Annotated in this window: 18 protein-coding genes; 10 read left to right on the top strand and 8 right to left on the bottom strand. The window is 72.9% G+C overall.

Annotated elements, in window-relative coordinates:
• Positions 1-78: 78 nt before the first annotated feature.
• Positions 79-438 (top strand): tyrosine-type recombinase/integrase, encoded by a 360-nt coding sequence (locus ABT324_RS32420; protein WP_351185386.1) that lies wholly within the window; start codon positions 79-81, stop codon positions 436-438.
• Positions 439-440: 2 nt separating this feature from the next.
• Here the strand turns inward: ABT324_RS32420 and ABT324_RS32415 are convergent, their stop codons facing one another.
• A complete protein-coding gene (locus tag ABT324_RS32415) occupies positions 441-1,325 on the bottom strand; it encodes a helix-turn-helix transcriptional regulator (protein ID WP_351185383.1) in 885 nt (294 codons plus the stop codon).
• Between the two features lie 190 nt (positions 1,326-1,515).
• Between ABT324_RS32415 and ABT324_RS32410 the strand changes: the two genes are divergently transcribed.
• The 5 genes from ABT324_RS32410 (at position 1,516) to ABT324_RS32390 (ending at position 6,183) form a co-directional block, all read left to right on the top strand.
• Positions 1,516-2,418, top strand: coding sequence for an MBL fold metallo-hydrolase (locus tag ABT324_RS32410; RefSeq protein ID WP_351185380.1), 903 nt, complete (start codon positions 1,516-1,518; stop codon positions 2,416-2,418).
• 11 nt (positions 2,419-2,429) lie between these two features.
• Positions 2,430-3,869: a carboxylesterase/lipase family protein gene (locus tag ABT324_RS32405; RefSeq protein WP_351185377.1), complete on the top strand. Its 1,440-nt coding sequence runs from the start codon at positions 2,430-2,432 to the stop codon at positions 3,867-3,869.
• A 241-nt stretch (positions 3,870-4,110) separates the two neighbouring features.
• On the top strand, positions 4,111-5,106 hold the full coding sequence (locus tag ABT324_RS32400; protein ID WP_351185374.1) for a LacI family DNA-binding transcriptional regulator: 996 nt from the start codon (positions 4,111-4,113) through the stop codon (positions 5,104-5,106).
• Between the two features lie 51 nt (positions 5,107-5,157).
• Positions 5,158-5,445 carry a hypothetical protein gene (locus ABT324_RS32395; protein WP_351185371.1) on the top strand — a complete coding sequence of 96 codons (288 nt, stop codon included), beginning with the start codon at positions 5,158-5,160 and terminating at the stop codon, positions 5,443-5,445.
• A 390-nt stretch (positions 5,446-5,835) separates the two neighbouring features.
• Positions 5,836-6,183: a hypothetical protein gene (locus ABT324_RS32390; RefSeq protein WP_351185369.1), complete on the top strand. Its 348-nt coding sequence runs from the start codon at positions 5,836-5,838 to the stop codon at positions 6,181-6,183.
• Between the two features lie 11 nt (positions 6,184-6,194).
• Here the strand turns inward: ABT324_RS32390 and ABT324_RS32385 are convergent, their stop codons facing one another.
• A complete protein-coding gene (locus tag ABT324_RS32385) occupies positions 6,195-6,494 on the bottom strand; it encodes a DUF6204 family protein (protein WP_351185367.1) in 300 nt (99 codons plus the stop codon).
• The gene (locus ABT324_RS32380) at positions 6,482-7,291 is read right to left on the bottom strand and encodes a TetR/AcrR family transcriptional regulator (protein WP_351185365.1); all 810 of its coding nucleotides are present in this window, start codon (positions 7,289-7,291) and stop codon (positions 6,482-6,484) included. The genes ABT324_RS32385 and ABT324_RS32380 overlap by 13 nt, the downstream gene beginning before the upstream one ends.
• Positions 7,292-7,317: 26 nt before the next feature.
• Between ABT324_RS32380 and ABT324_RS32375 the strand changes: the two genes are divergently transcribed.
• A complete protein-coding gene (locus ABT324_RS32375) occupies positions 7,318-7,515 on the top strand; it encodes a hypothetical protein (protein ID WP_351185362.1) in 198 nt (65 codons plus the stop codon).
• Between the two features lie 61 nt (positions 7,516-7,576).
• On the opposite strand, the gene ABT324_RS32370 is transcribed toward ABT324_RS32375, so the two are convergent.
• A complete protein-coding gene (locus ABT324_RS32370; RefSeq protein WP_351185359.1) occupies positions 7,577-8,134 on the bottom strand; it encodes an AAA family ATPase in 558 nt (185 codons plus the stop codon).
• 250 nt (positions 8,135-8,384) lie between these two features.
• Here ABT324_RS32370 and ABT324_RS32365 point away from each other — a divergent pair, with 250 nt between their 5' ends.
• Positions 8,385-9,107 carry a GNAT family N-acetyltransferase gene (locus tag ABT324_RS32365; protein ID WP_351185356.1) on the top strand — a complete coding sequence of 241 codons (723 nt, stop codon included), beginning with the start codon at positions 8,385-8,387 and terminating at the stop codon, positions 9,105-9,107.
• Here the strand turns inward: ABT324_RS32365 and ABT324_RS32360 are convergent.
• Positions 9,086-9,742 carry a hypothetical protein gene (locus tag ABT324_RS32360; protein ID WP_351185353.1) on the bottom strand — a complete coding sequence of 219 codons (657 nt, stop codon included), beginning with the start codon at positions 9,740-9,742 and terminating at the stop codon, positions 9,086-9,088. The two genes, ABT324_RS32365 and ABT324_RS32360, sit on opposite strands and share 22 nt — an antisense overlap.
• 293 nt (positions 9,743-10,035) lie before the next feature.
• On the opposite strand from ABT324_RS32360, the gene ABT324_RS32355 reads away from it, so the two are divergent.
• Positions 10,036-10,197: a hypothetical protein gene (locus ABT324_RS32355; protein ID WP_351185350.1), complete on the top strand. Its 162-nt coding sequence runs from the start codon at positions 10,036-10,038 to the stop codon at positions 10,195-10,197.
• Positions 10,198-10,259: 62 nt separating this feature from the next.
• On the opposite strand, the gene ABT324_RS32350 is transcribed toward ABT324_RS32355, so the two are convergent.
• Entirely contained in the window at positions 10,260-11,003 is a 744-nt protein-coding gene (locus tag ABT324_RS32350) for an SDR family oxidoreductase (protein ID WP_351185347.1), read from the bottom strand.
• Between the two features lie 53 nt (positions 11,004-11,056).
• On the opposite strand from ABT324_RS32350, the gene ABT324_RS32345 reads away from it, so the two are divergent.
• Positions 11,057-12,106 carry a 3'-5' exonuclease gene (locus ABT324_RS32345; RefSeq protein WP_351185344.1) on the top strand — a complete coding sequence of 350 codons (1,050 nt, stop codon included), beginning with the start codon at positions 11,057-11,059 and terminating at the stop codon, positions 12,104-12,106.
• Positions 12,107-12,116: 10 nt separating this feature from the next.
• Here the strand turns inward: ABT324_RS32345 and ABT324_RS32340 are convergent, their stop codons facing one another.
• Both ABT324_RS32340 and ABT324_RS32335 read right to left on the bottom strand, forming a co-directional pair.
• The gene (locus ABT324_RS32340) at positions 12,117-15,215 is read right to left on the bottom strand and encodes a UvrD-helicase domain-containing protein (RefSeq protein WP_351185341.1); all 3,099 of its coding nucleotides are present in this window, start codon (positions 15,213-15,215) and stop codon (positions 12,117-12,119) included.
• Between the two features lie 152 nt (positions 15,216-15,367).
• Positions 15,368-15,813: pentapeptide repeat-containing protein (locus ABT324_RS32335; RefSeq protein WP_351185338.1), on the bottom strand; the 446-nt coding region annotated here is incomplete at its 5' end.

Here is a 15,813-nt window from a genome sequence, read left to right as displayed (position 1 = left end):
CCGCCCGGGAACTCCGGGAATCGATCTCCGACCTGCGCACACCCCGATGAACTGGAAGTACTAGGAGCCGGAGCGCGCGTGCACGTCTCCCACGTGCAGGCCGTCCTGCGGCGGTTGTGCGCCACCTTCGCCCCACCCGCGGACGCGCCACCACCCCGGGCCCGGTGGTTGCGGGAGCTGCTGGCCAGTGAGCAGGCGGCGTTCATCGCCACCCACCTCGCGCCCCTGCGCGAGACGATCCACCCGCACTCCGCCCGGCACTCCTACGCCACCCACGCCATCAACCGCGGCGCCGAACCCCGCCAGGTCCAACGCGACCTGGGGCATGCCTCCCTGACCACTACCGAGGGCTACCTGCACGACGCGCAGAACCTCGCGCTCTCCGCCGCCCACGACCTCTCCCCGGCACTGCACCGGGGATGGCTGCCCACGTCGTAGTGTCAGCGCGGTGTCGACTCGGCCAGCTCCGCTCGACTCGAACGCGCCGTGAGCTGCCCCAGCAGTGCGAGGGTGTCAGCTGAGCTGGAACCGGCCTCCGCCGTGACCACCACAATGGACTGCTCCGGTGAATGGGTGAGCTGCAGGCTCTGCTGAGTGATGGTGAGCTCGCCGACCAGCGGGTGGCGCAGCCGGAAGGAGTCGCCCACGCACGGCTTGACCCGGTGGTCGCCCCACATCGCCACGAAATCCGGGCACTTTACCGACAACTCGCCGACCAGCGAGGCCAGCAGCGCGTCGTCGGGGTGGCGCCCCGCCGCCAACCGGAGGCTGGCCACCAGGCCACGGGCCTTGCGCTCCCAGTCGACGTAGAGCTCGCGGGTGTGCGGGTCCAGGAACAGCATCCGCACCAGGTTCGGGCGCTCGCCGGGGCACTGCGGCGCAGCCGGGTCGACGTGCCCGGCCAGCAGGGCGTGGCCCAGCGGAGTCCACGCCAGCACATCGCAGCGCCGCCCGACGACCAGCGCGGGAACACCCTGCAACGACTCGAGCAGCTCGCGGGTGGGGCCCTTGACGCGCTCCACCGGTGGGCGCTCGCGCCGACGGGGCCGCTGCGCGGCCAGCTCCCGCAGGTGGGCGCGTTCGTGGTCGTCCAGGCGCAGTGCGGTGGCCAGCGCGTCGAGCACCGCATCGGAGGCGTTGACCGACTGGTGCTGCTCCAACCGCGTGTAGTACGAGACGCTCACCCCGGCCAGCTGCGCGAGCTCCTCGCGGCGCAACCCGGCGACCCGGCGACGCCCCGGTGGGGTGGTCAGCCCGACGTCTTCGGGCTTCAGCCGCGCTCGCCGCGCGCGCAGGAACTCGCCAAGGTGTCCAAAACCGCTCACACCCCCACTATGCCGATGCCGCGGCCAGCGAGCCTGCCCCTGCCAGTAGTAGGCACGGGTGCTTGGTCCCGGCGTCCGGGGACCGGGGTTGCCTGCCACTGGCAGTGGTACGCACGAGCGGGGCTGGTACACCGGCTGCGGGGGCTCGCACGCTAGGGGGTGTTCGGATGCGACAACCCCTGGAGCAGGCATGCGAGACATCGTGCTGGGTGATGTCACCCTCACCCGCGTCGTCGAGTACTACGGGCCGGTCGGGCTCTCGCCCGGCGAGTTCTTCCCCGAACTGCCCGCGCGGAGCTGGCGCGACCACGAGTCGTGGCTGGTCCCGGATTTCGTCGACCCCGCCGGGGAGGTGTGCGTGTGCGCGATCCAGACCTGGGTGCTGCGCAGCGGTGGCCGGACGATCCTGGTCGACACCGGCGTCGGCAACCACAAGGAGCGCCCGAACGCACCGGTGTGGCACCACCTCGACACCGACTTCCTCGGCAACCTCGCGCAGGCTGGTGTCCAGCCCGAGGACGTCGACGTGGTGGTCAACACCCACCTGCACGTCGACCACGTCGGCTGGAACACCCGGCTGGTGGACCGTGACTGGGTGCCGACCTTCCCCAACGCGACCTACCTGGTGCCGCGCGCGGACTTCGACTTCTGGAACCCCGCCGACGGGCACGACCCGGCGCGGGGTGGCGGCAGCGAGAACGTCTTCGCCGACAGCATCGCCCCCGTGCACCGCGCCGGGCAGGTCCAGTTGTGGGAGGACGATTACGTCATCGACGGCGACCTGCGCCTGCTGCCCGCGCCAGGGCACACCCCCGGCTCGTGCGTGCTGAGCCTGCAATCGGGCAGCGACCGGGCGTTGTTCGTCGGGGACCTGCTGCACACCGCCGCGCAGTTCGTCGAACCCGCCGCCAACAGCTGCTTCTGCGAGGACCCCGCCGCGGCCCGGGCCACCCGCCACCGGTTGCTGGGGCAGGCCGCCGACACCAACACCCTGGTGCTGCCCGCGCACCTCGGCGGGCACGGCGGCGCCGAGGTCGTGCGGGACGGCGAGAAGTTCGCCATCAAGTCGTGGGCACCGTTCGCCCGGATCTGACAGGAGACCCCATGGCCGACAACACCGTGGCCACCACGGGGGGAGCGGTGCGCGGCAGCTCCCCCGGCGGCGTGCGCCGCTTCCTGAACATCCCCTACGCCGCGCCGCTGGTCGGTTCCGGCCGGTTCGCCGCACCCGCCCCGCACCCGGGCTGGTCGGGAGTGCGGGACGCGACCCGGCCAGGACCGACCGCGCCCCAACCCCAGCGGGGCGGGTTCGCGGCACTGGACATGTCGCCGTTCTTCGGTCCCGGGTGGGTCCGGGGCGAGGAGTTCCGCACCGTCAACGTCTGGGCACCGCACCAGGCCCAGGACCGGCCGGTGATGGTGTTCGTGCACGGCGGCGGTTTCGTCTCCGGATCCAACCGCTCCCCGCTCTACGACGGCACCGCCTTCGCCCGCGACAACGTGGTCCTGGTGACGCTGAACTACCGGCTGGGCATCACCGGATTCCTGGACGTGCCCGGGGCGCCGCGCAACCGCGGGTTGCTCGACGTCATCGCCGCCCTGCAGTGGGTGCGCGACAACATCGCCGCGTTCGGCGGCGATCCCGGCAACGTCACGCTGTTCGGCCAGTCCGCCGGGGCCACGCTCGTCGCCGCGCTGCTGGCCACGCCCGAGGCCACCGGGTTGTTCCACCGCGCGATCGTGCAGAGCGGCAACGGTTGCGGCGCGTTCTCGCCGGAGCAGGCCCAGGTCGTGGCCCGCGCGGCGGCCACCGCGCTCGGCATCGAACCCACCGTGGCCGCCTTCAGCGCCGTGCCCGACGAGCAGCTGGTGGAGCTCGTGCCCGCGCTGAGCGGCCTGGACCTGCGGACGGCCGAGGACTTCGACCCGCTGATGGGACTCACGCCCTTCGACGTGGTGCTGGAGCGCCAACCTGCCGACAGCGACCTGGCCGAGGTGGAGCTGCTGGTGGGCTCCACCGCCGAGGAGGGCAACCTCTACCTCGCGCCGCAGGGCACCCTGGCCACCTCGACCGCCGCTGACGTGAAAGAACTCGCCGCCCGCGTGCACCGGGACCCCGAGGCGCTCCTCGCGGCCTACCGGGCGCAGCGACCCGAGGCCGGGCAGGGGGAGCTGCGCTCGGCGATCCTCGGGGACGCCATGTTCACCGCGGGTGGCCGCAAGCTGGCCCAAGCCCACGGCCGCGCGCACGTCTACGAGTTCGCCTGGCGTTCCTCCGCTGTGGACGGTGCGCTCGGCGCGGCGCACTCCGTCGAGCTGCCGTTCGTCTTCGACCTGCTCGACCTCGCGGTCCTGCGCGGACCGCAGGCGCTGCTGGGAGCGGGGGAGCCGCCTGCGGCGTTGGCGAAGGAGGTGCACGGGGCCTGGGTGTCGTTCGCGACCACCGGTGATCCCGGCTGGCCGCGGTTCGGCGCGGCACACCAGGTGCGGCGCTTGGACACCGTCTCGGTGACCACCACCGCCCGCGACCTGTCGATGTGGTGACCCGTTAGGACCGTCGCCGCAGGTGCCTTCCTGTCCCGGGCCGGTGCGCCGTCGGCACCGGCCACCGGCCCGGGACCACTCCTGGCTGCCCCTGGGAAAGCAGTTGCCCGCGGCGACGGTCCTGGGGTGCGAACCTCATCGTGGGGTGATCAGTGCCGCAAGTCCGAGTTAAGCGCTTGCGCAAGCGCTTACCTGCTATGGTTCACTGCGCTCGACCCAGTTCCGAGGAGTGGTGGCTGCGATGGCGACGATCGCCGATGTCGCGCGGGTAGCCGGGGTGTCCACCGCGACGGTCTCGCACGTCCTCAACGGCACGCGCACGGTGCGCGAGCAGACCCGCAAGGCGGTGGAGGCCGCCATCGAGTCCACCCAGTACAGCCCGAACACCCTCGCCCGCTCCCTGGCCACCGCCAGCACCCGCTCGATCGCGGTGGTGATGTCGGCGATCTCCAACCCCTACTTCGCCCAGGTGCTGCAGGGCATCGAGTCCGAAGTGGTGCGCCACGGGTACACGCTGCTGCTGGCCGACTCCCGCGACGACGTCGACCACGAGCTCACCGTGGTGCGCAACATGCACCAACGCCGGGTGGACGGGTTGATCCTGGCGCCCTCGTCGGCATCCGGCGCGGCGCTGGAGTACCTGCGGGCGCACTCGGTGCCCGTGGCGCTCGCCGACCGCCTCGTCGACGACCGCTACGACCAGGTCGGTCCCGAGAACGTCGAGCCCACCGCCCGCCTGGTCGACCACCTCGCCGAACTCGGCCACACCCGCATCGCGATGGTCGCCGGCCGCAGTGGCCTGTCGACCACCGACGAGCGGGTGCGGGGCTACCGGACCGCCCTGCGGCGCAACGGGCTGGACCCCGACCCGGACCTGCTCGTGGAAGGCCACTCCGAGACCGGCCGCGCCGCCCGCGCCGCGGCCAGCCTGCTCGAGCACCCCCGCCACCCGACGGCGATCATCGCGGCGAACAACAGCATGACGATCGGCGTCATGCAGGCCCTGCACGAAGCCGGGCTGCGCGTCCCCGACGACATCGCCCTGGTCGGCTTCGACGACTTCCCGTGGGCCGAGTGGTTCTCCCCGCGCCTGACGGTGATCGCCCAGCCCTGCGAGCAGATCGGTGCCACCGCGGCGAGACTGCTGCTGCGCCGCCTGGCCGATCGCCACGCCGAACCCGAGACCCACCGCCTGCCCTCCGTCCTGGTGCACCGCGCTTCCTGCGGCTGCGCCTGACCAAGCGCTGCGGGCGCGAGCACCGGCACCCCTGGAAAGAGAGGTCCCCGCATGAAGTACTGGGTCGAGTACCGGATGCCGGTATTCCTGCTCGTCGACAGCGACAAGCCCGTGGACCAGCGCATCAGCGGCGTCGTGCTGGCCACCGACCCCGAGCACGCCCACATCGCCCAGGACGCCCTGGGCAACGCCCGGATCTACGGCGAGGCACTCGAAGCCATCCCGCCGCGCCTGGCCGCCGAGGCCGAGGTGCTGGCGACCACCGAGCACCGCCCCAACTGGCCCCACCGGACGCGCTGGGCCGAAACCGCCTCCGGCAGCGACGAACTCAGCGCCTGACACCAGTTCTGCTGGCCTGAACGCCCGCCGAGGGCCGGACACTGCGGCCAGCTGCGCCCATGGCGAGGGCCTTCGGTCGGCACTGGCTGTCGGCGTTCCTCGTTGAGCTCGGCGACGGGGCCCAGCTGGTGACCTTCCCGCTGCTGACCACCGCGAGGACGGACTTCCCTGCCCTGATCACCAGGGGTGCGGTGTCCGGACCGCCGTGGCTGGTGCCGGGGCCGGTCATCGGTGCCGTGCTCGACCCACCCAACCCGGAGTCGGCTGAGCCGCTGCTTCGCGGGCCACGCACTGCTCGGGGCGCGGTAGTGGCGGTGGCCGCCACCCATCTCGCGCTCACCACCAACGTGGTGCTGGCGGCTGTGTCCCTGACGGGAAGCAGTGCCGGGCTTGCCACCTGTGCGGCACCTGCTGGACCTGCACCAGCGCATCCTGCCCGTCTTCGCCGGGTTGCTGGGCCAGCCCAAGGTGCTGGCCCGGTTCAACGGCTGGCCCCGGTCGAAGAAGGGCGACAACCTCCGGCAGACCCTCACCGGCTACCTCGACGCCGAGCGCCAGCACGGCCGGATCGCCGCGGGTGCCGACACCGAGGCGGCGGCGGCGCTGCTCGTCGGTGCCTGCTACGAGGTCGTGCTGCCCCGCTTGCTGCAGCCCGCGGGCGCCGGGGAACCGCTCGAGGTGGCCCCGAAGTTCCTGGAGCGCCTGGTCGCGACGGTCCTCGGCGGCATCCGCGCCTGAGCGGCGGGTGGTCAGGCGCGGTCGGCCTTGCGGCGGACCTTGATCTGGCGCATGTCGGTCACGGCCACGCGCAGGACCTGGTGCGGGTGGCCGTGGGCCTGCAGCGCGGCCAGGGCACGCCGGGTGGCGACCTTGTCGTCGTCGTCCTCGTCGTGGGCGGGCACCTGGCAGCGGAAGGTGAACGCCGAGACGCTCGAGTCGTAGGTGAAGGTGCCCGCTTCGGTGAAGGCGGGCCCTTCGGCGGCGCGCACCTGCTCGCGGCCCGCTTCGCTGATCCCGTCGAACTTGCCGCGGATGGTCACTCGGAACACGCTTGGTCCTCTCTTCTGGTGGCGTAGGTGAGCAGGTCGTCGCCGAGCGCGTGCTCGATGGCGTCGAGCAGCCGGGAGGCGGCCTCGGCCAGCTCCTCGGGGTCAGCGCCCTCGGCCAGGCGTGCGCCGAGCTCGGCGTAGACCAGCGAGTGCAGGCCGCCGAGCTGGTGGGCCACCACGCGCGGCAACGGGTCCTGGGGGTCGGCGCCGGTCTCCTCGGTGAGCACCGCGGCCAGGGCTTCGGTCATCTGCCCACCCAGGTCCTCCAGGCGGGCCAGCAGGGTGGGCGCGGCGCGCATCATGGCCAGCACCGGGCCGAAGCCAGGCGAGAGCCCCAGCTTGCGGTCCCGCCGGGCCACCTCCGCGCGCAGCTGCGCGAGCACCGCAGCGGCCGCGGACTGCCCGGCGGGGCGGGCTCGCACGATGTCGGCCAGCCGCTGCGGGGAGGCCTCCTCGGGTGGCAGGACGAGGTCTTCCTTGGTGGGGAAGTAGTTGTAGACGGTGTTGACCGAGACCTCGGCCGCGGCGGCGACCTCGGCGATGGTGACCTGGTCGAAGCCCCGCTGCACGAACAGCGAGGTCGCGACCTGGCTGATGTGCTGCCTCGTCCGGCGCTTCTTGCGCTCCCGCAACCCCTCGACCACGGTCGTGGACCCTACCCCATTTTTGGAGTCGACCCCAAAGTGGTCCTGGGTGCGCTTCGCCGCAGCCCGACTCACCGCGTTGGCGGCCACGATCGCCGCGATGCCCAGCCACGGCGACACTCGCAGGACCTCACCCGGCACCAGCACGCCCACCCGTGGCCAGCATGGGGTTGACGCTCATGAACGACCCGACCGCCGCATCGCCAGCAGGTCCACCCGCGCACACCGAGTACACCCACGATGTCGACGACTGGCTGACCATGATCGCCACCGGCCGCTGCGTGGGCATCACCGCGGAGAGCACCATCACCCAGTACCCCCGGCCCGGCGTAGTGGTCCGCCTGGTGCGCGACGCCGCCCGATCCCGGTGCGGCTGATCTGGTGGCCCGACGACCCGCACCCGCTGGCGGCCAAGGCCGCCCCACCGCTCACCGAGCTCTACGGGACACCGGAGCGGTGCGTGCCCAGTTCTTCGCGGACGAACCGCACCCGCTGCTCGACGCTGGCGCGCGGGAGGTGGACGAGCTGGTACCCGCAGTCGGTGTAGGCGGCGACCAGGTGCCGGTAGGTGCTCTCGGCTTCGGCGAAGGTCTGCCTGCGCTGGTCGTCCTGCCGGTAGATCTGCTCCCACGGTGGGGCGATGAGCACCCGCTGGCGGTAGCGGAAGCGGCGGACCGCGGTCTGGAGGCGCTCGGGCACGGCAAGCCCGCACAGCCGCAGGTAGCCGATGAGATCGGGCAACCCGCGGTCGAAGAGCACCGGCCCGGTGCCGCGTTGGGCCTGGCGGTGGGAACGCAGGTCATGGGCCAGCATCAGCTCGGCGAACAGCTCCCGGTCCTGCCACGGCAACCCGCGACCACCGATGGCCACCTGGTCGGTGATCACCGCGCGCCCGGCTTCGGGGGCGTGGGCGAACCCGGCGGCCGCCAGCCGTTCGACCAACGTCGTCTTGCCCGCTCCTGGGCCTCCCGTGATGACCACGAACCGTTCTGGCACAACACCCTCCCGGTGCACGTCCCGATCAGTGACGAGGAAGGGGATTGCTTCCGCCGGAAGTGGCGGGGAAACCGCGGGGCGGTCAGAGCCGACCAAGAGCGTCGTGCCGGAGCCCCAGCCTACCGCCTGTCAGCATCAGCGCCGAGATCGGCCGCACCGCGGGCCCTCGGGCAGGCCCTTCGGGCAAGGTCTGCTCGCGGGGCGCTCAGAATGGCAGCTGGATCCGGCACGAGACGAGAGGCCCAGCACGATGATCGACCGCGACACCAGCCCGCTCGAGGACCCGGTGGGTGAATCGCTGCGCGGTCACCACGCCCACCTCGGCCGCAGGCGGGGCGGGGCCGCGACCTACCTGCCCGAGGTGGCGACGTTCTGCGCGGTCCCCACCGGCGCCGGGCCGCAGGAGTGGGCCGACCTCGCCCGGTTGCTCGGGCGGGGCGAGTTCGCCGACATGTTCAGCAGCCCGCAGGACCCACCGTCGGACTGGGAGCTGGTGTTCACCCTCGAAGGACGCCAGATGGTCTACTGCGGCCAGCCACCCGCCGACCACGTCGACGGAGTGGTCGAGCTCGGCACGGACAGCACTGCGCAGATGCTCGACCTCGTCGAGCGGACCCGCCCGGGCCCGTTCTGGCCGCGCACCCCGGAACTGGGCACCTACCTCGGTGTGCGGGACGACGGCGCGCTGGTGGCGATGGCGGGTGAACGGCTGCGGCCACCGGGGTGGACCGAGATCAGCGCGGTGTGCACCGCGCCCGAGGCCCGCGGTCGAGGCCACGCCGCCCGGTTGATCAGGGCGCTGGTCGCGCGCATCACCGCCCGCGGCGAACGCCCCTTCCTGCACGTGGTCGAGGCCAACGCCGGTGCCATCGCGCTCTACGAGCGGCTGGGCTTCCGGACCCGCAAGGCGGTGACCTTCCGGGGATTCCGCACGCCCCGGCACTGCCGCGGTCAGCTCGGGCCGGGCAGGTAGTCGGCCAGCAGGTTGTCCACCGAGTACAGCAGCTCGCGGCGGCCACCGAAGAGCTCGTGCACGCGGGCGGCGTGATCACGCATCGCGGTGTCGAAGTCCAGGCCCGCCAGCAGCCTCGCCGCGCCGTCGAGGAGATCGGGCAGGTCGGCGTCGATGCGGGCGGCCGACATGCTCGGTGACCGGGGGCCGTCGTCGTCGACGGGGTCGGGGGTGTTACCCAGCATCAGGTAGCAGGGGAAGCGCTGCAGGTCGGGCAGCACCGAGTGGAACGGCACACCGGGGTTGAAGTAGTACTCGGCCCAGTCGTTGCCCGCCAGGGTCAGCCACGGGGTACCCGCGGCCATCGCGGCGAAGGCGAACCCGGTGTGCGGCGAGAGCAGCACCTCGCAGCGCTGCAGCGCGGCCAGCTGCCGCTCCAGCGGCACGTCGACCGCCCACACCACCTGCGGCGCCACCTCGGCTAGGGCCTCGAACTCCGCGCGGGTGAACCCGGTGCTGGTGCGGCCGTCTTCGGTGTGCTTGCCGGTCAGGCAGAACCGGACCCGCGGCCAGCGCTGCGCCAAGGCCTCCAGGATGCGCTGCCACGACGCCAGCGACGGGTAGCGCCAGCGTTCGGCGCTGCCGCCGGGCAGCACCGCGATCGTGGGGCCGTCGTGCTCGGGCAGCAGCTCGGCCGCCCAGTCCCGGCACTGCTGCGGCAGCGCCAGTTGCAGTGGGTTGCGCCGCTGGTAGGACGGGCGGGGCGCGCCGACCAGGGTGTGGCCGCGGGTCGGCGCGGAAGTGCTGTGCGGAGAGTTCGTAGTAGCGCTGCAGGCCGGGGAAGATCTGGTGCTGCCAGCTCTGGTGCCCGCGCGGGTCGTCGACCACCCAGTCCCACTCGGCCGGGACGTGCGCCAGCATCCCGGCGTCGCCGGGCTCGAACACGTCGATGTCCACTGCGTACACCTCGTCGATGGCGTCGCACCAGTCGGCCAGCTGCACCGCGGTCGCGGAGTTGAGCACCACGCCGATGCGCCGCTGCGGATCGGCCCGCCGGTACCCCAGGGCGTACTGCAGCGCCTCCACGGCGTGCCCGACGGGATGGCAGTAGACGAAGTTGACCAGCAGCGACTCACCCACGGTCACCAACCTAGTGGCTGGGACAACCGGTCCTCACAGCCCGCCCGCGACGCGCAGCACGGCGCCGCTGGTGTAGGTCGCCTCCGGCCCCAGCAGCCACCCGATGGCCGGGGCGATCTCCTCGGGTTCCCCGGCCCGTCCCACCGGCACCCGCGATGCGGCGGTCTCGACGCGCTCGGGGACCCCGGCCCCGGCGTGGATGTCGGTGCGCACCAAGCCGGGTGCCACCGCGTTGACCCGCACCCCGTCCTGGGCCAGTTCCTTGGCCAGCCCGGTGGTGAAGGACTCCACCGCGGCTTTCGCGCCCGCGTAGTGGACGTACTCGTGCGGCGCGCCCAGCGTCGCCGCGCTGGAGGAGACGTTGACGATCGCCCCGCCCGCGCCGCCGCGCCGGGTGGACATCACCTGCGCCGCGCGCCGCGCGCACAGCACGGTGCCGAGGTAGTTGACGTCGATGACCTGCCGGATCGCCGCCACCGGGGTGTCGGCCAGGTCGCCGAGGTGCGCGGTCAGCCCGGCGTTGTTGACCAGCCCGGTGACCGTCCCCAGCTCGGCGGCCTCGGCGAACAACCGCTCCATGTCGCAGGCCTGGCTGACGTCGGCGCGCACCGGCAGGCAGCGGACCCCGTGCGCGGCGGCTTCGGTGGCGACCTGCTCGGCGCCGTCGCGGTGGCCGCGGTAGCCGAGCACCAGGTCGTGCCCGGCGCGGGCCAGCCACCGCGCGGTGGCCGCTCCGATGCCCCGGCTGCCGCCGGTGATGATGGTGAGCGGAGACATCCGCAGATCATGTCACGCGGCCCGGCGTCGGATGATCTCGATACGGTGCGGGGGTGATCAACTCAGCGCCTTCGTGGGCCGATGGGCCGCTGCTGGCCTTCGACCTGGAGACCACCGGCACCGACACCACCCAGGACCGCATCGTCACCGCCACCGTGATCTCGATCGTGCCGGGTCGGGCCCCGGACGTGCGCACGTGGCTGGCCGACCCGGGTGTGGAGATCCCCGACGGGGCCACCGAGGTCCACGGCATCACCACCGAGCACGCCCGCCAGCACGGCCGCGACGCGGCCGAGGTGGTCACCGAGCTCGCCGAGGCGCTGGCCGAGCTGTGGTGCCCGACCACACCGCTGTGCGTGTTCAACGCGCCGTTCGACCTGTCGCTGCTGCACGCCGAGCTGCGCCGCCACCACGGCCGCGACCTCGACCTGGCCGGGCCGGTGGTCGACCCGCGCTGCCTGGACAAGCACCTGGACCGCTACCGCAGGGGCAAGCGCACCCTCGGTGACCTGTGCACCCACTACCGGGTGCGCCTGGAGGCCGCGCACGACTCGGCCAGCGACGCCCTGGCCTGCGCCCGCCTGGCGTGGCGGCTGGCCAAGGCCTACCCGGCCAAGATCGGCAGCCGCCCGCTGGCCGAGCTGCACCGCGACCAGGTCGGCTGGCACCGGGCCGACCAGCACGCCTTCGCCGACCACCTGGAACGCCTGGCGCGCCGTGTCGAGGATGCTGCCGAGGTCGACAAGCTGCACCGCCGGGCGGCCGAGGTGCGCGCCAAAGCCAAGGGGTGGCCGCTGCGCAGCCCGCAACCGGTGCCCGCTCCGCGCGTGTCCGGCCAGACCGGCTACTGGCCGAAGCTGGAGGAGCGCCTCAGCCGGGAGCTGGAGAACTGGATCGCGACCAACCCCACCACGTTCTGCGGTTCGGTGCGCCTGCCTGCGGGCGCCGACACCCGCACCGAGCACGCGCTGGCCTTCTACTCCGTGGACCACCGCACCCAGTGCCCGCAGACCTCCCAGTGCCGAGTCCTGCTGGAGCTGCTCGAGCACGGCAACGTCGCCGAGGCCCGGGCCCTGGCCGAGCACCTCGCCGCGGGCGCCTGAGGCCGGTAGGTCACAGCAGGGACAGCTGGGCCGGGCGCGGGCGGCGGGCGGGGCTGTCGGCGGCGGTCACGACCTCGCCGAGGGTGGCCAGGAACGGTGAGCGGGTGCGGTCCTGGGTGCTGCCCCGCTGGGTTCGGCGGGCCGCGTGGGTGAGGTAGAGGTGGTCTTGGGCGCGGGTCATGCCGACGAAGAACAGGCGGCGTTCCTCGGCGATGTCGTCGTCGGTGGGTTCGGTGCCGGGCCAGCGCAGCGGGAGCAGCCCGTTCTCGCAGCCGACCAGGAACACCACCGGGAATTCCAGGCCCTTGGCGGCGTGCAGGGTCAGCAGGGAGATCGCCTCGGCGCGCGGGTCGAGGGTGTCGACCTCGGCGCCCAGCAGCACTTCCCGGCAGAACCGCGGCAGGTCCTGGCCGCAGCGCCGCGCCAGCGGGGCGAGCAGTTCCACGGCGGTGTGGACCTCGGGGCGCTGCTGGTCGGGGACGAGGTCGGCGACGGTCTTGGCGGCCAGGCTCAGCTGCTCGGTGACCGGCCCGCCGCGCTCGGCGACGTGCTGGAGCTCGCGCACCAGCAGCTCGACGCCGGGGCGGGCGGAGAGGCGGTCGTGGGTGCGCTTGTGCGCGGGTAAGCCGCAGCGCGTCAGCTCGTCGAGGATCGCGTGGGACTGGGCGTCGGTGCGGTAGAGCACGGCGATGTCGTTGAACCCGATCCCGCCTGGCCCGTGGCCGGTGGCGCGGCCGCTGTCCAGCGAGTGGAACGACGCACCGCCGATGAGCTCGTCGATGGTGCGGGCCACGAACGCGGCTTCGGCGCGTTCGTCGACGGCCCGGTGGCTGACGATGCGGTGGGCCGGGCGCGCCGAGGCGGCGTGCAGCACACGGCCGGTGACCAGTGTGGACGGTGCGATGGCGCGCAGGGCGCCGTCGAGGATGTGCGCGCCGCTGCGGTAGTTGCGGGTCAGGGCCAGCACGGGGGCTCCGGCGTAGTCCTGCTCGAAGCGCAGGAAGAACCCGACGTCGGCGCCGCGGAAGGCGTAGATCGCCTGGTCGGGGTCGCCGATGGCGGTCAGGTTGGCCCCGTCCGGGGCGATCAACCGCAGCAGCCGGTACTGCAGCTCGTCGACGTCCTGGTACTCGTCGACGGTGATCCACCGGTAGCGCTGCTGGTAGTGCTCGGCGAGGTCGGGGCGGCTGGTGAGCAGTTCGACGGGCAGCGCCACCAGGTCGTCGAAGTCGACCAGGTCGGCCTGGCGCAGCGCGGCGAGGTAGTCGGCCAGCAGCGGGTCCTCGGTTGCGGTGCGGCGGGCCAGTGACAGCCGAGGGGCGACTTGGCGGGCGCTGCGCTCGTCGCCGGTGACGGTGGTGAGGACCTGGTGCTGGCGGGCGGCGTCGGCCAGCCCGAACTCGGCGCTGAGACCGAGGTGCGCGTGTTGTTCGCGCAGGACCTGCAGGCCGAAGGAGTGGAAGGTGGCCACGGTCATGCGTTGCGCGGCCTCGCCGATGAGGTGCTCGAGGCGTTCGGTCATCTCCTGGGCGGCGCGGCGGGTGAAGGTGATGGCCAGGCACGTGGCGGGGTCGACGTCGCGCTCGAGCACCAGGTGCGCCAGCCGGTGGGTGACGGTGCGGGTCTTGCCGGTGCCGGGCCCGGCCACGATCAGCAGCGGCCCACTGGGGATGGCCGCGGCGGCCCGCTGGTCGGGGTCCAGACCGGCCAGCACCCCGTCCCCGCTGGCGACCGGTGCCGTTGGTGGGGACGGTTGCGGTGCGGGGGCGGCTGGTTCTGGGGCGGGCGCTGCCGGTGGTGGGGGTTGCGGGGTGAACAGGGCGTCGTCGAACAACGCGGGGGTGTCACCGCTGCGCAGGCGGGCGAGCTCGGTGGGCTGGAAGAGCCGGATCGTGCCGTACTCGCCGTCGTAGCCGGGCTCGCGCAGCACCTGCCCGCCGCGCAGCCGCCCGATGGCCTCGGCCACCGCGGCGTCGGTGCGGCGCAGCTCCTCGAGCGCGACGTCCTGCAGGATCGCCAGTTCCGGGCCATGGGCGGCGACCAGGTCGCTGACGCGCCCGAAGACCCGCTTGCTCTTGGGGCCCACGCCCAAGACCTCGCCGACGACCTCGGGCAGCGGGATGAGGTTGCGGAACGGCGCCGCGCCGGGCGGGCGGAAGCCCTCGGGGCGGTCGGCCAGGGCCTCGACGCGGTGCAGCACACCGACGGTGAGCGGCTTGCCGCAGCTGGGGCAGGTGCCGCCGTGCGCGCGGGTGTCGCCGGGTTCCAGCCGCACCTGGCACTTGCGGTGCCCGTCGAGGTGGTACTTGCCCTCCTCCGGGAAGAACTCGACGGTGCCGGCGAAGCCCTGCCCGGTCTCCAGCGCGCGCTTGACGCCGAAGTAGTCCAGGTCGGTGTCGAAGACGCTGGCCTCGCGGCCCAGCATCGGCGGGGAGTGCGCGTCGGAGTGGCTGACCAGGGTGTAGTTGTCCAGCGCGGAGATCCGCCAGTTCATCTCCGGGTCGGAGGACAGCCCGGTCTCCAGGGCGAAGACGTGGTCGGCCAGGTCGCGGTAGCAGTCCTCGATGGCGTCGAAACCGGCTTTGGAGCCCAGCACCGCGAACCACGGGGTCCAGATGTGGGCGGGCACCAGGTAGGCACCGTCGCCGGACTCCAGGGTGATCTCCAGCAGGTCGCGGGAGTCCAGGCCCAGGATCGGGCGGCCGTCGGAGCCGAGGGTGCCGATGCGGCCCAGGCGCCGGTTGAACTTCTCGGCGGCGGCGAAGTCGGGCAGGTAGCACAGGTGGTGGACCTTGCGGGTGCGCTCGCCGTGCTTGTAGATGGTGGAGATCTCCACCGAGAGCATGAACCGCACCGTGCCCTCGCAGTTGGCGGGCTGGCTGCGGGTCATCTGCCGGTCCAGGTCCGGGCGCAGCCGGAACAGGCCGGGTTCGGCGGGTTCGAGGACCTCGCGCAGGTGGGCGAACCAGGCGGGGTGCGTGACGTCGCCGGTGCCGACCAGGGTGATGCCCTTGCGGCGCGCCCACCAGGTCAGGTGCTCGATGTCGCAGTCCTTGCTGCAGGCGCGGGAGAACTTCGAGTGGATGTGCAGATCGGCGTGGAAGCGCACTCGGCGATCTTGCCAGCCACCCCGCCGGCACCGCGTTGGGGGTGCGCCCCCGTCGCGGGTTCTCCGGTGTGCTGACCGGACGTGCCGGTGCGCGGGAGCGGGGCGGACTGGGGCCCGTCGCGGTCACACCGCTGGTGGCGGGCTGCGGTTGGTCACCAGTGCGCGGGGCGCTCCAACCCGGCCGGGATCGTGGTGGACGCATCGCCCTGGGCAGCGTTGACCTGGGCCTGGGTGAGGAACAGGGCGTCGGTGAGGTCAGCTCCACGCAGGTCGGTGTCGCGGAGGTCGGCGCCGATGACATCGGCCGAGCGCAGGTCCGCCCCGCGCAGGTCGGCGGCGATCAGCAGCGCCCCGCGCAGGTTCGCGCCCCGCAACCGCGCCTTGCACATCGCGGCGCCGACGAGGTCCGCGCCGCGGTGGTTCCTGGTGCGGCCGCCGACCTCGGCGCGGACCAGTTCACTGGTGCGCAGCAGGAGGGCGTTGACGTCCTGGCGCACGGCGGCGACCTCGACCTCGGCCACCTGCTCGGCCTCGCCGCGGGTGAGCGCCTCGGTGTCCCGCAGCGCCTGCCGCAGCTCGCCGTGCACCGGGGCGGCGG

Source organism: Saccharopolyspora sp. NPDC000359 (genome assembly GCF_040300525.1).
In the GTDB taxonomy this organism is placed as follows: Bacteria; Actinomycetota; Actinomycetes; order Mycobacteriales; family Pseudonocardiaceae; genus Saccharopolyspora.
The sequence above is the reverse complement of the archived record's forward strand: the minus strand, read 5'-3'. Positions and strand labels throughout refer to the sequence as shown.

Excerpts from the sequence above, each read along its gene's own strand:
- ABT324_RS32395 (WP_351185371.1), top strand. The coding sequence starts at position 5,158 with ATGAAGTACTGGGTCGAGTACCGGATGCCGGTATTCCTGCTCGTCGAC.
- ABT324_RS32350 (WP_351185347.1), bottom strand. The coding sequence starts at position 11,003 with ATGTCTCCGCTCACCATCATCACCGGCGGCAGCCGGGGCATCGGAGCG.
- ABT324_RS32410 (WP_351185380.1), top strand. The coding sequence starts at position 1,516 with ATGCGAGACATCGTGCTGGGTGATGTCACCCTCACCCGCGTCGTCGAG.
- ABT324_RS32355 (WP_351185350.1), top strand. The coding sequence starts at position 10,036 with ATGTCCACTGCGTACACCTCGTCGATGGCGTCGCACCAGTCGGCCAGC.
- ABT324_RS32375 (WP_351185362.1), top strand. The coding sequence starts at position 7,318 with ATGAACGACCCGACCGCCGCATCGCCAGCAGGTCCACCCGCGCACACC.
- ABT324_RS32405 (WP_351185377.1), top strand. The coding sequence starts at position 2,430 with ATGGCCGACAACACCGTGGCCACCACGGGGGGAGCGGTGCGCGGCAGC.
- ABT324_RS32400 (WP_351185374.1), top strand. The coding sequence starts at position 4,111 with ATGGCGACGATCGCCGATGTCGCGCGGGTAGCCGGGGTGTCCACCGCG.
- ABT324_RS32365 (WP_351185356.1), top strand. The coding sequence starts at position 8,385 with ATGATCGACCGCGACACCAGCCCGCTCGAGGACCCGGTGGGTGAATCG.